The organism is Pseudomonas sp. NY5710, assembly GCF_013305665.1.
GTDB classification, from domain to species: Bacteria; Pseudomonadota; Gammaproteobacteria; order Pseudomonadales; family Pseudomonadaceae; genus Aquipseudomonas; species Aquipseudomonas juntendi.
This window is the reverse complement of record NZ_CP045554.1, coordinates 432,655-448,755: the sequence shown is the minus strand read 5'-3', so window position 1 is coordinate 448,755 and position 16,101 is coordinate 432,655. Positions and strand designations below refer to the sequence as shown.

At 62.0% G+C, this 16,101-nt stretch carries 13 protein-coding genes; 11 read left to right on the top strand and 2 right to left on the bottom strand.

From position 1 onward, the window contains the following. On the bottom strand, window positions 1-672 hold the full coding sequence (gene murU, locus GEV39_RS01955; protein WP_173887418.1) for an N-acetylmuramate alpha-1-phosphate uridylyltransferase MurU: 672 nt from the start codon (window positions 670-672) through the stop codon (window positions 1-3). Further along, the gene (locus tag GEV39_RS01950) at window positions 669-1,688 is read right to left on the bottom strand and encodes an aminoglycoside phosphotransferase family protein (protein WP_173887417.1); all 1,020 of its coding nucleotides are present in this window, start codon (window positions 1,686-1,688) and stop codon (window positions 669-671) included. Before GEV39_RS01950 ends, murU begins: the two co-directional genes overlap by 4 nt. A gap of 130 nt (window positions 1,689-1,818) precedes the next feature. Between GEV39_RS01950 and GEV39_RS01945 the strand changes: the two genes are divergently transcribed. The 11 genes from GEV39_RS01945 (at window position 1,819) to GEV39_RS01895 (ending at window position 15,892) form a co-directional block, all read left to right on the top strand. Further along, window positions 1,819-4,626: an LPS-assembly protein LptD gene (locus GEV39_RS01945; protein WP_173887416.1), complete on the top strand. Its 2,808-nt coding sequence runs from the start codon at window positions 1,819-1,821 to the stop codon at window positions 4,624-4,626. Continuing rightward, entirely contained in the window at window positions 4,607-5,926 is a 1,320-nt protein-coding gene (gene surA / locus GEV39_RS01940) for a peptidylprolyl isomerase SurA (protein WP_392483415.1), read from the top strand. Before GEV39_RS01945 ends, surA begins: the two co-directional genes overlap by 20 nt. Next, window positions 5,923-6,912, top strand: a complete 990-nt coding sequence (gene pdxA, locus GEV39_RS01935) for a 4-hydroxythreonine-4-phosphate dehydrogenase PdxA (protein WP_173887414.1) — start codon at window positions 5,923-5,925, stop codon at window positions 6,910-6,912. Before surA ends, pdxA begins: the two co-directional genes overlap by 4 nt. Further along, on the top strand, window positions 6,909-7,712 hold the full coding sequence (gene rsmA, locus GEV39_RS01930) for a 16S rRNA (adenine(1518)-N(6)/adenine(1519)-N(6))-dimethyltransferase RsmA (RefSeq protein WP_173887413.1): 804 nt from the start codon (window positions 6,909-6,911) through the stop codon (window positions 7,710-7,712). The genes pdxA and rsmA overlap by 4 nt, the downstream gene beginning before the upstream one ends. Before the next feature lie 204 nt (window positions 7,713-7,916). Then, window positions 7,917-8,297 carry a Co2+/Mg2+ efflux facilitator ApaG/CorD gene (gene apaG / locus GEV39_RS01925; protein ID WP_029885942.1) on the top strand — a complete coding sequence of 127 codons (381 nt, stop codon included), beginning with the start codon at window positions 7,917-7,919 and terminating at the stop codon, window positions 8,295-8,297. Beyond that, window positions 8,297-9,163: a symmetrical bis(5'-nucleosyl)-tetraphosphatase gene (locus tag GEV39_RS01920; RefSeq protein ID WP_173887412.1), complete on the top strand. Its 867-nt coding sequence runs from the start codon at window positions 8,297-8,299 to the stop codon at window positions 9,161-9,163. Before apaG ends, GEV39_RS01920 begins: the two co-directional genes overlap by 1 nt. Before the next feature lie 14 nt (window positions 9,164-9,177). After that, on the top strand, window positions 9,178-9,507 hold the full coding sequence (gene glpE / locus GEV39_RS01915) for a thiosulfate sulfurtransferase GlpE (RefSeq protein ID WP_173887411.1): 330 nt from the start codon (window positions 9,178-9,180) through the stop codon (window positions 9,505-9,507). A gap of 284 nt (window positions 9,508-9,791) precedes the next feature. Next, window positions 9,792-11,714, top strand: a complete 1,923-nt coding sequence (locus GEV39_RS01910) for a PrkA family serine protein kinase (protein ID WP_173887410.1) — start codon at window positions 9,792-9,794, stop codon at window positions 11,712-11,714. 176 nt (window positions 11,715-11,890) lie between these two features. After that, window positions 11,891-13,165 (top strand): YeaH/YhbH family protein, encoded by a 1,275-nt coding sequence (locus tag GEV39_RS01905; protein ID WP_173887409.1) that lies wholly within the window; start codon window positions 11,891-11,893, stop codon window positions 13,163-13,165. Then, complete coding sequence (locus tag GEV39_RS01900; protein WP_173887408.1) at window positions 13,162-14,730, top strand: SpoVR family protein; 1,569 nt, start codon at window positions 13,162-13,164, stop codon at window positions 14,728-14,730. Before GEV39_RS01905 ends, GEV39_RS01900 begins: the two co-directional genes overlap by 4 nt. Window positions 14,731-14,785: 55 nt before the next feature. Then, window positions 14,786-15,892: a tRNA nucleotidyltransferase/poly(A) polymerase-related protein gene (locus tag GEV39_RS01895; RefSeq protein ID WP_173887407.1), complete on the top strand. Its 1,107-nt coding sequence runs from the start codon at window positions 14,786-14,788 to the stop codon at window positions 15,890-15,892. The last annotated feature ends 209 nt before the right edge of the window (window positions 15,893-16,101 follow it).

Below are 16,101 nucleotides of genomic sequence, written 5' to 3'. Positions count from 1 at the left end.
TCAGGCGCGCTCGCCGATCAGCCGCTCGGCCTCGGCCAGGCGCTCGAGCGTGCCGACGTCCACCCAATGCCCGCGGTAGTGCTCGCCCGTGACCCGGCCAGCCGCCATGGCCTGGCGCAACAACGGCGCCAATTTGAAGGCACCAGGCTGGCAACCCGCGAACAGCGCCGGGTGCAAGACCGAGATACCACTGAACGTCAGCGTACCCGGCGCATCGTCGCCATCGACCACCTGCCCGCCCGCCAGGCGGAAGTCGCCACGGCCATGGTGGCCAGGGTTATCGACCAGCACCAGGTGCGCCAGGCCTTGCAGGGGGGCCTGCAGGCGGGTGAAGTCGTAGTCGGTCCAGACATCGCCGTTCACCAGCAGGAAGGGATCGTCGCCCAGCAAAGGCAGCGCCTTGAAGATGCCGCCGCCGGTTTCCAGCGGCTCACCCTCCGGCGAGTAGCAAATGCGCAGGCCGAAGCGGCCGCCATCGCCCAGGTGCTCTTCGATCTGCTGGCCGAGCCAGGCATGGTTGATCACCACTTCGCCGACACCCGCAGCCGCCAGCGCACGCAGGTGGTATTCGATCAGCGGCTGGCCGGCGACCGGAACCAACGGTTTGGGGGTGTGCAGCGTCAGCGGGCGCATGCGTTCACCCTTCCCCGCCGCCAGGATCATTGCCTTCATGCATGCGCTCCGGCTTGCAGCTCGGCAATCAGCTCACCCAGCTCCGCCAATTCGGGCCGGCGACCGATCACTTCTTCTATATAGGCGAAGAAACGCGGCACGTCGCCCAGGTAGCGCGGCTTGCCGTCGCGGTGGCAGATACGGGCAAAGATGCCGATCACCTTCAAATGGCGCTGCACGCCCATCAGGTCGCTGGCACGCTGGAACGCCTCGAACTCAGCATGAACCGGGATATCGGCCGCCAGTGCCTGCTGCCAGTAGGCACGCAACCAGCCTTCGACGCGCGCCTGTGGCCAGCTGAGGAAGGCATCCTTGAACAGGCAGGTAATGTCGTAGGTGACCGGGCCGTACACCGCATCCTGGAAGTCCAGCACGCCAGGGTTCGGGGTGCTCTGCATCAGGTTGCGCGGCATGTAGTCGCGGTGCACCAGCACCTTCGGCTGGGCCAGGGCGCTGTCGATCAACAGTTGGCTGACACGCTGCCAGACGGCTTTCTGGCTATCGCTGAGGGCCAAACCAAGCTCGCGCCCTACGTACCATTCGGGGAACAGTTCAACCTCGCGGCGCAGCAGGGCGTCGTCGTAGCTCGGCAACTGGGCGTCCATCGGCAGGCGCTGGAACTTCAGCAACGCCTCGATGGCGTCGGCGAACAGGCTGTCGGCATTGTCGGCATCAATGATATCCAGGTACGTCTGGTGACCCAGGTCACCCAGCAGCAGGAACCCACGCTCCAGGTCCTGGGCGTGGATCTGCGGCACATTCACATCGGCGCTGGCCAGCAGGTGGTCGATGGCGACGAACGGTCGGCAGTTCTCCTGCGGCGGGGGCGCGTCCATGACCACGAAGCTGTGCCCAGCCCCCTGCCAGCGGAAGTAACGGCGGAAGCTGGCATCGCTGCTGGCCGCGGTCAGGCGGCCTTCGGGCACCTCGCCCCAAGCCTTGCTGCGGAAAAGTTCATCGAGCTGCTCGGCGAGCCAGACCGTCAGCTGTTGCAGGCGTACATCGTGTTCAGGCATTACAAGGGTCTCCGACGGCCCTAGCCGTCAAGCGGGTCATGCTTTATTATCCAGCATCTTTTTCAGACCATCGAGAGGCGTGCGGCCCCACACGCGGGCAGATGGCACGCAGGAAGCCCGGACTAATAAGATGGCATTGAAATCCCCCGCGTTTCGTAGAAAGTTTCCGTTGCTGGTCACCGGCGGTCTGCTGGCCCTGCAACCTCTGGCCACATCGTACGTGGTGGCAGCCGAGCAGTTTGACTGCCAAGTGTCCGCCGCCGGCGGCTGGGACTGCAAGCCCAAGACCCCAGCCAGCAACCTGCCGCCACGCCCGGTGCACGAAGGTGCCGCCGTCAGCGGCGGCACCGAAGCCGCGAGCGAAGGCGAAACTGCGGACCGGCCGATGCTGGTCACCGAGGCCAAAGGCCGCGGCCTGAAGTCGCGCAGCGAAGACTACAGCCACCTCGACTGGGTGCCGCGTGAGAAGCTCACTGCCGCACAGCTGGCCGAAACCGGCCCGTACTGCGGTGGCGCCTACATCGAGCCGACTCGCCCAGGCATGGCCGACACCACGCCCAAGGACGAGTCGCCGACCTACATCAATGCCAAGGTGTCCAAGTACCAGCAGGAGCAGCAGATCGCTACCCTCGCCGGTGACGTGGTCATGCGCCAGGGCAGCATGCAGGCCGAAGCGGACGAAGCCAACCTGTACCAGGCCGAAAACCGTGGCGAGCTCAAAGGCAACGTCAAGATCCGTGACAACGGCTCGCTGGTAGTCGGTGACCAGGCCCAGATTCAGCTCGACACGGGCGAAGCCCAGGTCGACAACGCTGAATACGTGATGCACAAGTCGCATATCCGCGGCAGCGCCCTGTACGCCAAGCGTGGCGAAAACGCCATCATCCGTCTCAAGGACGGTACGTATACCACCTGCGAACCGGGCAGCAACGCCTGGCAGCTGAAGGGCAACAACATCACCCTGAACCCGGCCACCGGTTTCGGCACCGCGACCAACGTCACCCTGCGGGTCAAGGATTTCCCGGTGTTCTACACACCGTACATCTACTTCCCGATCGACGATCGTCGCCAGTCCGGTTTCCTGCCACCTTCGTTCAGCAGCAGCAGCGACACCGGCTTCATGCTGGTCACGCCGTACTACTTCAACCTGGCGCCGAACTACGATGCCACGTTGTACCCGCGCTACATGACCAAGCGCGGCTTGCTGATGGAAGGCGAGTTCCGCTACCTGACCAAGTCCAGCGAAGGCCAGTTCGGCGGCGCGTACCTGAACGACAAGAACGACGACCGCAAAGACCAGACGGACTACAAAGACCAGCGCTGGATGGTCAACTGGCAGCACAAGGGTGGCCTGGACGAACGCCTGATGACCGAGGTGGACTACACCGACATCAGCGACCCGTTCTACTTCCAGGACCTGGAATCCGACCAGATCGGCGTGGAAAGCCGCGACGTGCTGAACCAGCAGGGCGCGCTGACCTACCGTGGCGACAGCTACACCGCGCGCCTGAACGTGCATGCCTACGAAATGGCAACCATTTCGCAGATCACGCCGTATGACCGCCTGCCGCAGCTGACCCTCAACGGTACCCTGCCATTCCAGCCCGGCGGCCTGAACCTGGGCTACGAGACCGAAGCGGTACGCTTCGAGCGTGACTTGAAGAACGACACCGTGTTCGACAAGGATGGCAACCTCGACCTCACAGCCGGGCCAGACGGTCGTCGCCTTGATCAGAACATTCAAGGCATCGAGCGGGCCAACGGCACGCGCCTGAATGTGGCACCGTCCATCAGCTACCCGATGACAGCCAGCTACGGGTTCCTGACGCCCAAGCTGAAATATGCCTACACCCAGTACGACCTGGACCTCGACAGCAAAGGCAAGGCCGATGCGATCGCACTGGAAGCTGCAAACCCAGCCGCCTACGGCAGCTACGACAGCTCTGTAAGCCGCGATGTACCGATCTTCAGCGTCGACAGCGGCCTGTACTTCGACCGCAATACCTCGTTGTTCGGCAACAACTACCGTCAAACCCTCGAACCGCGCATGTTCTACCTCTACGTCCCGTACAAGGACCAGAAGGACATACCGCTGTTCGATACGGGCGAAACCCTGTTCAGCTACGATTCGCTGTTCCGCGACAACCGCTTCAGCGGCACCGACCGCATCGGCGACGAGAACAAGCTGTCGCTGGGTGTCACCACCCGCTGGATCGAAGACAACGGCTTCGAGCGCCAGAACTTCAGCATCGGCCAGGCCTACTACTTCAAAGACCGCAAGGTACAGTTGCCGGGTATCGACTACCGCACCCGCAAAGACTCGCAGTCGGACGTGTCGCCGTACGCCCTGGTGTACAACTACTACTTCAACCGCGACTGGCGCTTCAATTCGGACTTCAACTGGGACCCGGACAGCCGCAGCACCCGCTCGGGCAGCGCGATGTTCCACTACCAGCCTGAAGACAACCCGAACAAGATCGTCAACCTCGGCTACCGCTACCGTAACGACACCATCGCCTACGACTCGACGACGGGTACCTGGAAGGTGGGCGGCGGTGACTATGGCAACCCAGGCGATCCGAACTACATCAAGGATTACTACAAAATCCAGCAGCACGATTTCTCGGTCATCTGGCCGATCGTGCCGCAGTGGAGCGTGATTGCCCGCTGGCAGCATGACTACAACCGCAACCGCACCCTGGAAGCCATGGGTGGTTTCGAATACGACAACTGCTGCTGGAAGCTGCGTCTGGTCAACCGGTACTGGATCGACTACGACGATTTCAGCCAGGCCCTTCCGCAGAACGAAAAAGGCGACCACGGTGTCTTCCTTCAGATCGTCCTGAAAGGCCTCGGTGGTGTAGTTGGCAACAAGGTCGAATCTTTCCTCGACCAAGGCATTCAAGGTTACCGTGAACGTGAAGACCAAGCTTATTGATCGACTGCGCCCAGTGCTGCTGGGCGTCGCTTTGCTGAGTGGCGCGGTGCATGCCGCGGTACAGCCGCTTGATCGCGTGGTGGCCATCGTCGACAACGACGTGGTCATGCAAAGCCAGCTGGACCAGCGCGTGCATGAGGTTCAGCAAACCATCGCCAAGCGCGGCGGCAGCGTGCCGCCCGCCGGCGCCCTGGAACAGCAGGTACTGGAACGCCTGATCGTCGAAAACCTGCAACTGCAGATTGGCGAACGCTCCGGCATTCGCATCACCGACGAAGAACTGAACCAGGCCATCGGCACCATTGCCCAACGCAACGGCATGTCGCTGGACCAGTTCCGCGCGGCGTTGGCCCATGACGGCCTGTCGTTCGACGACGCCCGCGACCAGGTCAAGCGCGAGATGATCATCAGCCGCGTGCGCCAACGCCGCGTGGCCGAGCGCATCCAGGTGTCGGAGCAGGAAGTGAAGAACTTCCTCAACTCCGACATGGGCAAGATGCAGATGTCGGAAGAGTACCGCCTGGCCAACATCCTGATCCCCACCCCAGAAGCGGCCAACTCGGAAGACATCCAGAAGGCTGCACGCCAGGTGGGCGATGTGTACCAGCAACTCAAGCAAGGCGCGGACTTCGGCCAACTGGCCATCGCCCGTTCCGCCAGCGAAAACGCCCTGGAAGGCGGCGAAATGGGCTGGCGTAAAGCTGCCCAGCTGCCACCAGACTTCGCCAAGATGCTCAGCAGTATGCCGGTGGGTGAAATCACCCAGCCGATCCGCATCCCCAACGGCTTCATCATCCTCAAGCTGGAAGAGAAGCGTGGCGGCAGCGAGAACGTGCTGCGCGACGAAGTGCACGTGCGCCACATCCTGATCAAGCCAAGCGAGATCCGCAGCGACGCGGCCACCGAGCAGTTGGCCGAGCGCCTGTACGAACGCATAAAGAACGGCGAGGACTTCGCCGAACTGGCGAAGAGCTTCTCGGAAGACCCGGGTTCAGCGCTCAACGGCGGTGACCTCAACTGGGTCGACCCGAACAGCCTGGTACCGGAGTTCCGCGAGCAGATGGCCAACGCCCAGCAAGGCGTCGTGACCAAGCCGTTCAAAACCCAGTATGGCTGGCACGTGCTGGAAGTACTGGGCCGTCGGGCCACCGACAGCACCGAGCAGGCGCGTGAGCAACAGGCCCTGAACGTGCTGCGTAACCGCAAATACGACGAAGAGCTGCAAACCTGGCTGCGCCAGATCCGCGACGAAGCCTACGTTGAAATCAAGCTGCCTGGCGCCGACCAGGCCGCCCAGTGAAGCCCCTGCGCTTCGCCGTCACTCCCGGCGAGCCGGCCGGTATAGGTCCTGACCTGTGCCTGCTGCTCGCCGCAGACGCCCAGCCCCACCCCCTGATTGCCATCACCAGCCGTGACCTGCTCGCCGAGCGGGCCACCCAGCTGGGGCTGGCCGTCGACCTGTTGCCGGTTGCCCCGGGCCAATGGCCCGAGCAGCCAGCGCCAGCGGGCAGCCTGTATGTCTGGGATACCCCGCTGGCGGCCCCGGTCACGCCGGGCCAGCTCGACACGGCCAACGCCGCGTTCGTGCTGCAAACCCTGACCCGTGCTGGCCAAGGCTGCCTCGACGGGCACTTCGCCGGGATGATCACCGCCCCCGTTCACAAGGGTGTGATCAACGAGAGCGGCATCGCCTTTTCCGGGCACACCGAATTTCTCGCCGAACTGACGCGAACCGCACAAGTGGTGATGATGCTGGCTACCCGCGGCCTGCGCGTGGCCCTGGTTACCACCCACCTGCCGCTGCGGGACATCGCAGACGCCATCACTGCCGAGCGCGTCGAGCGGGTTACCCGCATCCTGCATGCGGACATGCGCGACAAGTTCGGCATCACCGCCCCACGCATCCTGGTGTGCGGCCTCAACCCGCATGCCGGTGAAGGCGGCCACTTGGGCCGCGAAGAAATCGACATCATCGAGCCGACCCTGGCCCGCCTGCGCGCCGAAGGCATGGACCTGCGCGGGCCGCTGCCGGCCGATACCCTGTTTACCCCCAAATATCTGGAGCACTGCGACGCGGTGCTGGCGATGTACCACGACCAAGGCCTGCCCGTACTCAAGTACAAGGGTTTTGGTGCGGCCGTGAACGTGACTTTGGGCCTGCCGATCATCCGTACCTCGGTTGACCACGGCACCGCCCTGGACCTGGCCGGCAGCGGCAAGGTCGACACCGGCAGCCTGCGTGTCGCGCTGGAAACCGCCTACCAGATGGCCGAGAACCGACCATGAACGAGCAATACCAACACCGGGCGCGCAAGCGCTTCGGCCAGAACTTCCTGCACGACGCCGGCATCATCGACCGCATCCTGCGCGCTATCCACGCCAAGCCTGGCGAGCACCTGCTGGAAATCGGCCCGGGCCAGGGCGCCCTCACCGAGGGCCTGCTGGGCAGCGGCGCGCAACTGGACGTGGTCGAGCTGGACAAAGACCTGGTGCCGATCCTGCAGCACAAGTTCGCTGACCGCAGCAATTTCCGCCTGCACCAGGGCGACGCGCTGAAGTTCGACTTCAACCAGCTGGGCGTCCCGCCGCGCAGCCTCAAGGTGGTGGGTAACCTGCCCTACAACATCTCCACGCCGCTGATCTTCCACCTGCTCAGCCATGCCGGGCTGATCCGCGACATGCACTTCATGCTGCAGAAGGAAGTGGTCGAGCGCATGGCCGCCGGCCCTGGCGGTGGTGATTGGGGGCGGTTGTCGATCATGGTGCAGTACCACTGCCGCGTGGAACACCTGTTCAACGTTGGCCCTGGGGCGTTCAACCCGCCACCGAAAGTGGATTCGGCCATCGTGCGGCTGGTGCCGCACGAAGTGCTGCCTCACCCGGCCAAAGATGCACAACTGCTGGAGCGGGTGGTGCGTGAAGCGTTCAACCAGCGCCGCAAGACACTGCGCAACACCATGAAGGGCCTGCTCGACAGCGCGGCCATCGAAGCTGCCGGCGTGGATGGCAGCCTGCGCCCGGAGCAGCTGGACCTGGCAGCCTTCGTGCGCCTGGCCGACCAGTTGGCCGATCAGCCCAAAGCCTGATTCAACCTGATCCGGCCTCTTCGCGGGCACGCCCGCTCCCACAGGTAAATCACCCCTCAAATGTGGTGGAATCCTGTGGGAGCGGGCTTGCCCGCGAAGAGGCCAGCACAGACAACACAAATCCCCCAGCCCTTCCACCGCTGGCCCTCCCCCCCGCCAATGGCCTAGACTGCATTATTGCGTCAGTTCGCCCAAGGCCCTTGCATGTCCGACCCCCGCTATCAAATCGACGTCAGCGTCGTGACCCGCTACCTCAAAGAGCAATCCGACCCGGAAAACAGTCGTTTCGCTTTCGCCTACACCATCACTGTGCAGAACAACGGCTCGCTGAAAGCCAAACTGCTGTCGCGCCACTGGCTGATCACCAACGGTGACGGCAAGGTCGAAGAAGTGCGCGGCGCCGGGGTGGTCGGCCAGCAGCCCAATATCGAGCCGGGCCAGAGCCACACCTACAGCAGCGGGGCTGTCATCAGCACCCGCGTAGGCACCATGCAGGGCAGCTACCAGATGTTTGCCGAAGACGGTAAACGTTTCGATGCCGAAATCGCCCCGTTTCGCCTGGCGGTGCCCGGGGCCCTGCACTAATGGCCACTTACGCCGTCGGCGACCTGCAGGGCTGCCTGCAGCCGCTCAAATGCCTGCTCGAACGGGTACGCTTCGATCCCGCCGTGGACCGCCTGTGGCTGGTGGGCGACCTGGTCAACCGCGGCCCCGAGTCGCTGCAAACGCTGCGTTTTCTGTACGCGATGCGCCAGTCCCTAGTTTGCGTGCTGGGTAACCACGACCTGCACCTGCTGGCGGCCTGGCACAACGTCGAGCGCCTGAAGAAAAGCGACACCTTGCGCGAGATCATCGAAGCGCCAGATGCGGACAAGTTGTTCGACTGGCTGCGCCAGCAAAAGCTGCTGCACTACGATGAGGCGCGGGGCGTTGCCATGGTTCATGCCGGCATCCCGCCGCAGTGGACGCTCGGGCAAGCCCTGAAGCTGGCAGACGAGGTGGAGCAGGTGCTGCGCGATGACACTCGCCTGAAGCTGTATCTGGATGGCATGTACGGCAACGAGCCGAACAAGTGGAGCAAGAACCTCACCGGTATCGAGCGCCTGCGGGTCATCACCAACTACTTCACGCGCATGCGCTTCTGCACCGCAGAAGGCAAACTCGACCTCAAAAGCAAGGAAGGCCTGGGCACCGCGCCCAAAGGCTACAAACCCTGGTTTGCCCACAAGGACCGCCGCTCGCGGCACGTGAAGATCATCTTCGGCCACTGGGCCGCCCTTGAAGGGCGCGTCGATCAGCCTGACGTCATCGCCCTGGACACCGGCTGCGTGTGGGGCGGCGCCATGACCCTGTACAACCTCGACAGCGGCGAATACCACCGCTGCGATTGCGCCGCCGACGGCACCGTCCGCCAACCGGCACAACCCACTACACTGAACGATCACCCCTGAAGAGAGCCGTACCCATGAGCGAATTCAAGCGCATCCCTCCCGAACAGGCACTGGCCCTGCGCGCGCAAGGTGCGGTAGTCGTCGACATTCGCGACCCGCAGGCCTTTGCTGCAGGCCACATCACTGGCGCCCAGCATCTGGATAACCATTCGGTGGCCGAGTTCATTCGCAACGCCGACCTCGATGCCCCGACCCTGGTGGTGTGCTACCACGGCAACTCCAGCCAAAGTGCCGCCGCCTATCTGGTCAACCAGGGCTTTTCCGACGTGTACAGCGTCGATGGTGGCTTTGAATTGTGGCGCGCCACCTACCCGGATGAAACCGCCCAGGGCGGCGCCGAGTAAATTTTTTCATTTTCAGTGCAGCCCGCGCCCCGTGCGGGCTTGCGGCTTATCTGACGAACGGTCGTTCGTAACTTCTACGCTCCTCGCCCCTTGACCTTGCAGATAACCAACTACGCTTAAGCTCAGGCCATCCAAAAAAGGGGAGAGCCGGTACACCGGCGTGCGGGTCATCGGTAGCGTAACAGGGTGTTCTGGGGGGTATACAGCAACTGGCGAACCCGGTTGCTTGCCAGCATCAGCTGACTGATCCGGCGTCGTCTCCACGTATCGAGCGAGGTGACGTCATGAGTATTTTTAGCCACTTCCAACAACGTTTCGAGTCAACGCGCCAGGAAGAACTCTCGCTGCAGGAGTACCTCGAGCTGTGCAAAGAGGATCGCAGTGCCTACGCATCGGCGGCCGAACGCCTGTTGCTGGCCATCGGTGAGCCAGAGCTGATCGACACCTCTACCAACTCCAGGCTGTCGCGCATTTTTTCCAACAAGGTGATCCGCCGCTATCCGGCCTTTGCCGACTTCCATGGCATGGAAGAGTGCATCGACCAGATCGTGTCCTACTTCCGCCACGCCGCCCAAGGCCTGGAGGAAAAGAAACAGATCCTCTATCTGCTGGGCCCGGTAGGTGGCGGTAAATCGTCGCTGGCGGAAAAACTCAAGCAGCTGATGGAGCGGGTACCGTTCTACGCCATCAAGGGCTCACCGGTGTTCGAATCGCCATTGGGCCTGTTCAACGCCACCGAAGACGGGGCCATTCTCGAGGAAGAGTTCGGCATCCCGCGGCGCTACCTCAACACCATCATGTCGCCCTGGGCAACCAAGCGGCTGCAGGAGTTCGGCGGCGATATTTCCAAATTCAAAGTGGTCAAGCTCTACCCTTCCATCCTCAACCAGATCGCCATCGCCAAGACCGAACCGGGCGACGAAAACAACCAGGACATCTCTGCCCTGGTGGGTAAGGTCGACATCCGCAAGCTCGAGGAATACCCACAGAACGACGCCGACGCCTACAGCTACTCGGGGGCTCTGTGCCGGGCCAACCAGGGCCTGATGGAATTCGTGGAAATGTTCAAGGCGCCGATCAAGGTCCTGCACCCCTTGCTCACCGCCACCCAGGAAGGTAACTACAACAGTACCGAAGGCCTTGGCGCCATACCGTACACGGGCATCCTGCTGGCGCACTCCAACGAATCGGAGTGGCACACCTTCCGTAACAACAAGAACAACGAAGCGTTCATTGACCGGATCTACATCGTCAAGGTGCCGTACTGCCTGCGCGTCAGCGACGAAATCAAGATCTACGACAAATTGCTGGTCAACAGTTCGCTGTCCAAGGCCCATTGCGCACCGGACACACTGAAGATGCTGGCGCAATTCACGGTGCTGTCGCGGCTCAAAGAGCCTGAAAACTCCAATATCTATTCAAAAATGCGCGTGTACGACGGTGAAAACCTCAAGGACACCGATCCGAAGGCCAAGTCGATCCAGGAATACCGCGACTCGGCCGGCGTCGACGAAGGCATGAATGGCCTGTCTACCCGCTTTGCCTTCAAGATCCTGTCCAAGGTGTTCAACTTCGACCCACACGAAATTGCCGCCAACCCCGTGCACCTGTTGTATGTGCTGGAGCAGCAGATCGAACAGGAGCAGTTCCCTGCCGAAGTGCGCGAGCGCTACCTGCGTTACCTGAAGGAGTACCTGGCGCCGCGTTATATCGAGTTCATCGGCAAGGAAATCCAGACAGCGTACCTGGAGTCCTACAGCGAATACGGTCAGAACATCTTCGACCGCTACGTGCTGTACGCCGACTTCTGGATCCAGGACCAGGAATACCGCGACCCGGAAACCGGCGAGATCCTCAACCGCATCGCGCTCAACGAAGAGCTGGAGAAAATCGAGAAGCCGGCAGGCATCAGCAACCCGAAAGACTTCCGCAACGAGATCGTCAACTTCGTACTGCGCGCACGCGCCAACAACAATGGCAAGAACCCAAGCTGGTTGAGCTACGAAAAACTGCGGGTGGTGATCGAGAAGAAAATGTTCTCCAACACCGAAGACCTGCTGCCGGTCATCAGCTTCAATGCCAAAGCCAGCAAAGAGGACCAGAAGAAACACAACGACTTCGTCACCCGAATGGTGGAGCGTGGTTATACCGACAAGCAGGTGCGCCTGCTGTCGGAGTGGTACCTGCGGGTCAGGAAATCGCAATAAAGCGGCAAGCCGCCTAGTGCCAAGCTACAAGCTGCACGCCAAAAGCTGGCTGGCGCCGGCGCACGCCAGGCGCCAGCATCTGCGGCAGCGATGGCTGCTTTTACTTGCAGCTTGAAGCTTACCGCTTGGAGTCTATGGGCTTGTGGCTTGCAGCTGCTCCAGCTACCGGAGGGACCATGAGCTACGTTATCGACCGCCGCCTGAACGGCAAGAACAAGAGCACGGTCAACCGCCAGCGCTTCCTGCGGCGGTACCGCGAACACATCAAGAAGGCCGTCGAAGAGGCGGTAAGCCGCCGCTCCATCATGGACATGGAACACGGCGAACAGATCAGCATTCCCGGGCGTGATATCGACGAACCGGTGCTGCACCATGGCCGCGGGGGCAAACAGACCATCGTGCACCCCGGCAACAAGGAGTTCACCGCCGGTGAACACATACCCAGGCCGCAAGGCGGGGGCGGGGGGGGCGGCGGCCGTGGCAAGGCCGGCAACTCCGGCGAAGGCATGGACGAGTTCGTCTTCCAGATCACCCAGGAAGAGTTCCTCGAATTCATGTTCGAAGACCTCGAATTGCCCAACCTGGTCAAACGCCACCTGACCGGTGCCGACACGTTCAAGACTGTGCGCGCCGGTATCGCCAACGAAGGCAACCCGTCGCGCATCAACATCGTGCGCACCCTGCGCTCGGCCCACGCCCGGCGTATCGCCCTGACCGGCAGCAGCCGTGCCCTGCTGCGCGAAGCACAGAAGGAGCTGGCGCGCCTGCGCGTAGAGGAACCGGACAACTTCACCGACATCCAGGAAGTCGAACAGGAAATCGAACGCCTCAAGGCACGCATCAACCGCCTGCCGTTTCTCGATACCTTCGACCTCAAGTACAACCTGCTGGTCAAGCAACCGAACCCCAGTTCAAAGGCGGTGATGTTCTGCCTGATGGACGTGTCCGGTTCGATGACCCAGGCGACCAAAGACATCGCCAAGCGCTTCTTCATCCTGCTGTATCTGTTCCTCAAGCGTAATTATGACCGCATCGAAGTTGTGTTCATTCGCCACCACACCAGTGCCCGCGAAGTGGACGAGGAAGAATTTTTCTACTCTCGGGAAACCGGGGGCACCATCGTTTCCAGCGCACTCAAGCTGATGCAGGAGATCATGGCTGAACGCTATCCGGCCAGTGACTGGAACATCTATGCTGCCCAGGCGTCCGACGGCGACAACTGGAACGACGACTCGCCAATCTGCCGCGATATCCTGGCCAAGCAGATCATGCCGCACGTGCAGTACTACACTTACGTCGAAATCACCCCCCGTGAGCACCAGGCGCTGTGGTACGAATACGAACGCATCGGCGAGGCCTTCCCCGACACGTTTGCCCAACAGCAGCTGGTATCGGCCGGCGACATCTACCCGGTCTTCCGTGAACTCTTCCAGCGCAGGTTAGCCACATGACCGCCAGAGCACAGAGACGCCAACCCATTTCCACCGGGTCCGAATGGACGTTCGAACTGATCCAGACCTACGACCGGGAAATCAGCCGCCTGGCCGAACGCTACGCCCTGGACACATACCCCAACCAGATCGAGGTGATCACGGCCGAGCAGATGATGGACGCCTACGCTTCCGTCGGCATGCCGCTGGGCTATCACCACTGGTCCTACGGCAAGCAGTTCCTCAGCACGGAAAAGTCCTATAGCCGTGGCCAGATGGGCCTGGCCTACGAGATCGTGATCAACTCCGACCCCTGCATCGCATACCTGATGGAAGAAAACACCATGTGCATGCAGGCACTGGTGATCGCCCATGCCTGCTATGGGCATAACAGCTTCTTCAAAGGCAACTACCTGTTCCGCACCTGGACGGATGCCAGCTCGATCATCGACTACCTGGTGTTCGCCAAGCAGTACATCGCGCAGTGCGAGGAACGTCACGGCATCGACGCCGTGGAAGACCTGATCGACTCCTGCCATGCCTTGATGAACTATGGCGTAGACCGCTACAAGCGGCCCTACCCTATTTCCGCCGAAGAGGAGCGGCGCCGGCAACAGGAGCGCGAGGAGCACCTGCAGCGGCAGATCAACGACCTGTGGCGCACCATCCCGAAAAGCGCCGACAAGGGCAATGACCGAGATGAAGGGCGCTTCCCCGCCGAACCGCAGGAAAACATCCTGTATTTCATCGAAAAGAACGCCCCGCTGCTGGAACCCTGGCAACGCGAAGTGGTGCGCATCGTGCGCAAGATAGCCCAGTATTTCTACCCGCAGCGCCAGACCCAGGTGATGAACGAAGGCTGGGCAACCTTCTGGCACTACACCCTGATGAACGATTTGTACGACGAGGGGCTGATCACCGAAGGCTTCATGATGGAGTTCCTGCAGTCGCACACCAGTGTGGTGTTCCAGCCTGGTTTCGACAGCCCCTACTACAGCGGCATCAACCCTTACGCGCTGGGCTTTGCGATGTACACCGACATCCGCCGCATGTGCGAGAACCCAACCGAAGAGGATCGCCACTGGTTCCCCGACATTGCCGGCAGTGATTGGCTTTCAACCATCAAGTTCGCCATGAGCAGCTTCAAGGACGAGAGTTTCATCCTGCAATACCTGTCACCCAAGGTAATGCGCGACCTCAAGCTGTTCAGCATTCTCGATGATGACCAGCGGGACGATCTGCTGGTGCCGGCCATTCACGACGAGTCGGGCTACCGGCTTATTCGCGAGCAACTGGCAGCCCAGTACAACCTGGGCAACCGTGAGCCGAACGTGCAGATCTGGAGTGTCGACCGCCGTGGGGACCGCTCCCTCACCCTGCGTCACCAGCAGCACAACCGAAAACCGCTCGGCGACTCGACCGAAGAAGTGCTCAAGCACCTGCATCGGCTGTGGGGCTTCGATATCCACCTGGAGACCGTGCAAGGCGACCAGGTGGTCAAGACCCACCACATGCCGCCACGCGGCGACCACGGCGAGGGCGGTGAATACGGCCGCATGGACCTGGCTGTGATTCACCATCTCTGAAGCCACGCCATGACTGCCGACGGGTTATGCTGTCGGCAGTTATGGAGAGTTGCTCATGCACATTTACAAGGTTGGCGGTGCCGTACGTGACCGCCTGCTCGGCCGACCGGTCAGCGATATCGACTGGCTGGTCGTCGGTGCCAGCGTCGAGGAAATGCTGGCCAAGGGTTACCGCCCGGTCGGCGCCGACTTCCCGGTATTCCTGCACCCGACAACCGGCGAGGAATACGCCTTGGCCCGTACCGAACGCAAAAGCGGGCGCGGCTACGGTGGCTTCACCTTCCATGCCAGCCCTGACGTGACCCTGGAAGAAGACCTGATCCGCCGCGACCTGACCATCAATGCCATGGCCGAAGATGAGGCCGGGCAGGTTCATGACCCTTACCATGGCGCGCGGGATCTGGACCAACGCCTGTTACGCCACGTTTCCCCAGCGTTCGCTGAAGACCCCCTGCGTGTGCTGCGGGTGGCGCGCTTTGCTGCGCGTTATGCCCCCTTGGGCTTTCGGGTCGCCGATGAAACCTTGGAGCTGATGCGCCAGATCAGTGCCTCGGGCGAATTGCAGGCCTTGACTGCCGAGCGCAGCTGGAAGGAAATCGAGCGCGCGCTGATGGAAGCCCAGCCGCAGGTGTTCTTCCAGGTACTGCATGCGTGCGCCGCACTCCGGGAACTGTTGCCTGAGCTTGATAGCGCCCCCCAAGCCCTGGCTGCGCTAGAACAAGCAGCTGCGCATGAACAGCCCCTGCACGTGCGCTGGGCCTGCCTGCTGCACCAGCTGCCCCCCGCTTCGATCAAAACCGTCAACCAGCGCCTCAAGGCGCCGCGGGAATGCCAGGAGCTGGCCCTGCTGACGGGGGAGTGCCTGGTGCAGGCTGATCAGGCGCTGCAGCTGCGTGCCATGTCGCTGCTGGCGCTGTTGCAGAAGTTCGATGTGTACCGGCGCCCGCAGCGGTTTGAGGATTTCCTGGCTGCCTGCGAGATGGCCGCACTGGGGAATGGCAAAGCGGGTTATCCACAGGGCGAGTACTTGCGTGGCGCTGCGGCAGCGGCGCGGGCGGTGGATGTGAAGCCGCTTGTGCAGGCAGGGCTGACTGGCCAGGCACTGGGCGAAGCGCTCAAAGCGCAGCGGCTGAAAGCGCTTGAGGCTTACCGGCACTGCTAGTGCTACCGGCCCTTTCGCGGCTAAAGCCGCTCCCACAGGGGCCTGCGCTGCTTGGAGTTGCCGCCGTACTTGCAGGAGCCACTGTCTTTCTCAAAATTTGCAGAGCCTACGCGATTCACCTGTGGGAGCGGGCATGCCCGCGAAGCAGGCTACGCGGTGTCTGACACCGGCTCCGCCGGTGTTCGCGGGCAGCCGCGAAAAGGCAGGAA

Excerpts from the sequence above, each read along its gene's own strand:
- GEV39_RS01905 (WP_173887409.1), top strand. The coding sequence starts at position 11,891 with ATGAGCTACGTTATCGACCGCCGCCTGAACGGCAAGAACAAGAGCACG.
- glpE (WP_173887411.1), top strand. The coding sequence starts at position 9,178 with ATGAGCGAATTCAAGCGCATCCCTCCCGAACAGGCACTGGCCCTGCGC.
- GEV39_RS01920 (WP_173887412.1), top strand. The coding sequence starts at position 8,297 with ATGGCCACTTACGCCGTCGGCGACCTGCAGGGCTGCCTGCAGCCGCTC.
- apaG (WP_029885942.1), top strand. The coding sequence starts at position 7,917 with ATGTCCGACCCCCGCTATCAAATCGACGTCAGCGTCGTGACCCGCTAC.
- GEV39_RS01900 (WP_173887408.1), top strand. The coding sequence starts at position 13,162 with ATGACCGCCAGAGCACAGAGACGCCAACCCATTTCCACCGGGTCCGAA.
- GEV39_RS01950 (WP_173887417.1), bottom strand. The coding sequence starts at position 1,688 with ATGCCTGAACACGATGTACGCCTGCAACAGCTGACGGTCTGGCTCGCC.
- rsmA (WP_173887413.1), top strand. The coding sequence starts at position 6,909 with ATGAACGAGCAATACCAACACCGGGCGCGCAAGCGCTTCGGCCAGAAC.
- GEV39_RS01945 (WP_173887416.1), top strand. The coding sequence starts at position 1,819 with ATGGCATTGAAATCCCCCGCGTTTCGTAGAAAGTTTCCGTTGCTGGTC.
- GEV39_RS01910 (WP_173887410.1), top strand. The coding sequence starts at position 9,792 with ATGAGTATTTTTAGCCACTTCCAACAACGTTTCGAGTCAACGCGCCAG.
- GEV39_RS01895 (WP_173887407.1), top strand. The coding sequence starts at position 14,786 with ATGCACATTTACAAGGTTGGCGGTGCCGTACGTGACCGCCTGCTCGGC.
- murU (WP_173887418.1), bottom strand. The coding sequence starts at position 672 with ATGAAGGCAATGATCCTGGCGGCGGGGAAGGGTGAACGCATGCGCCCG.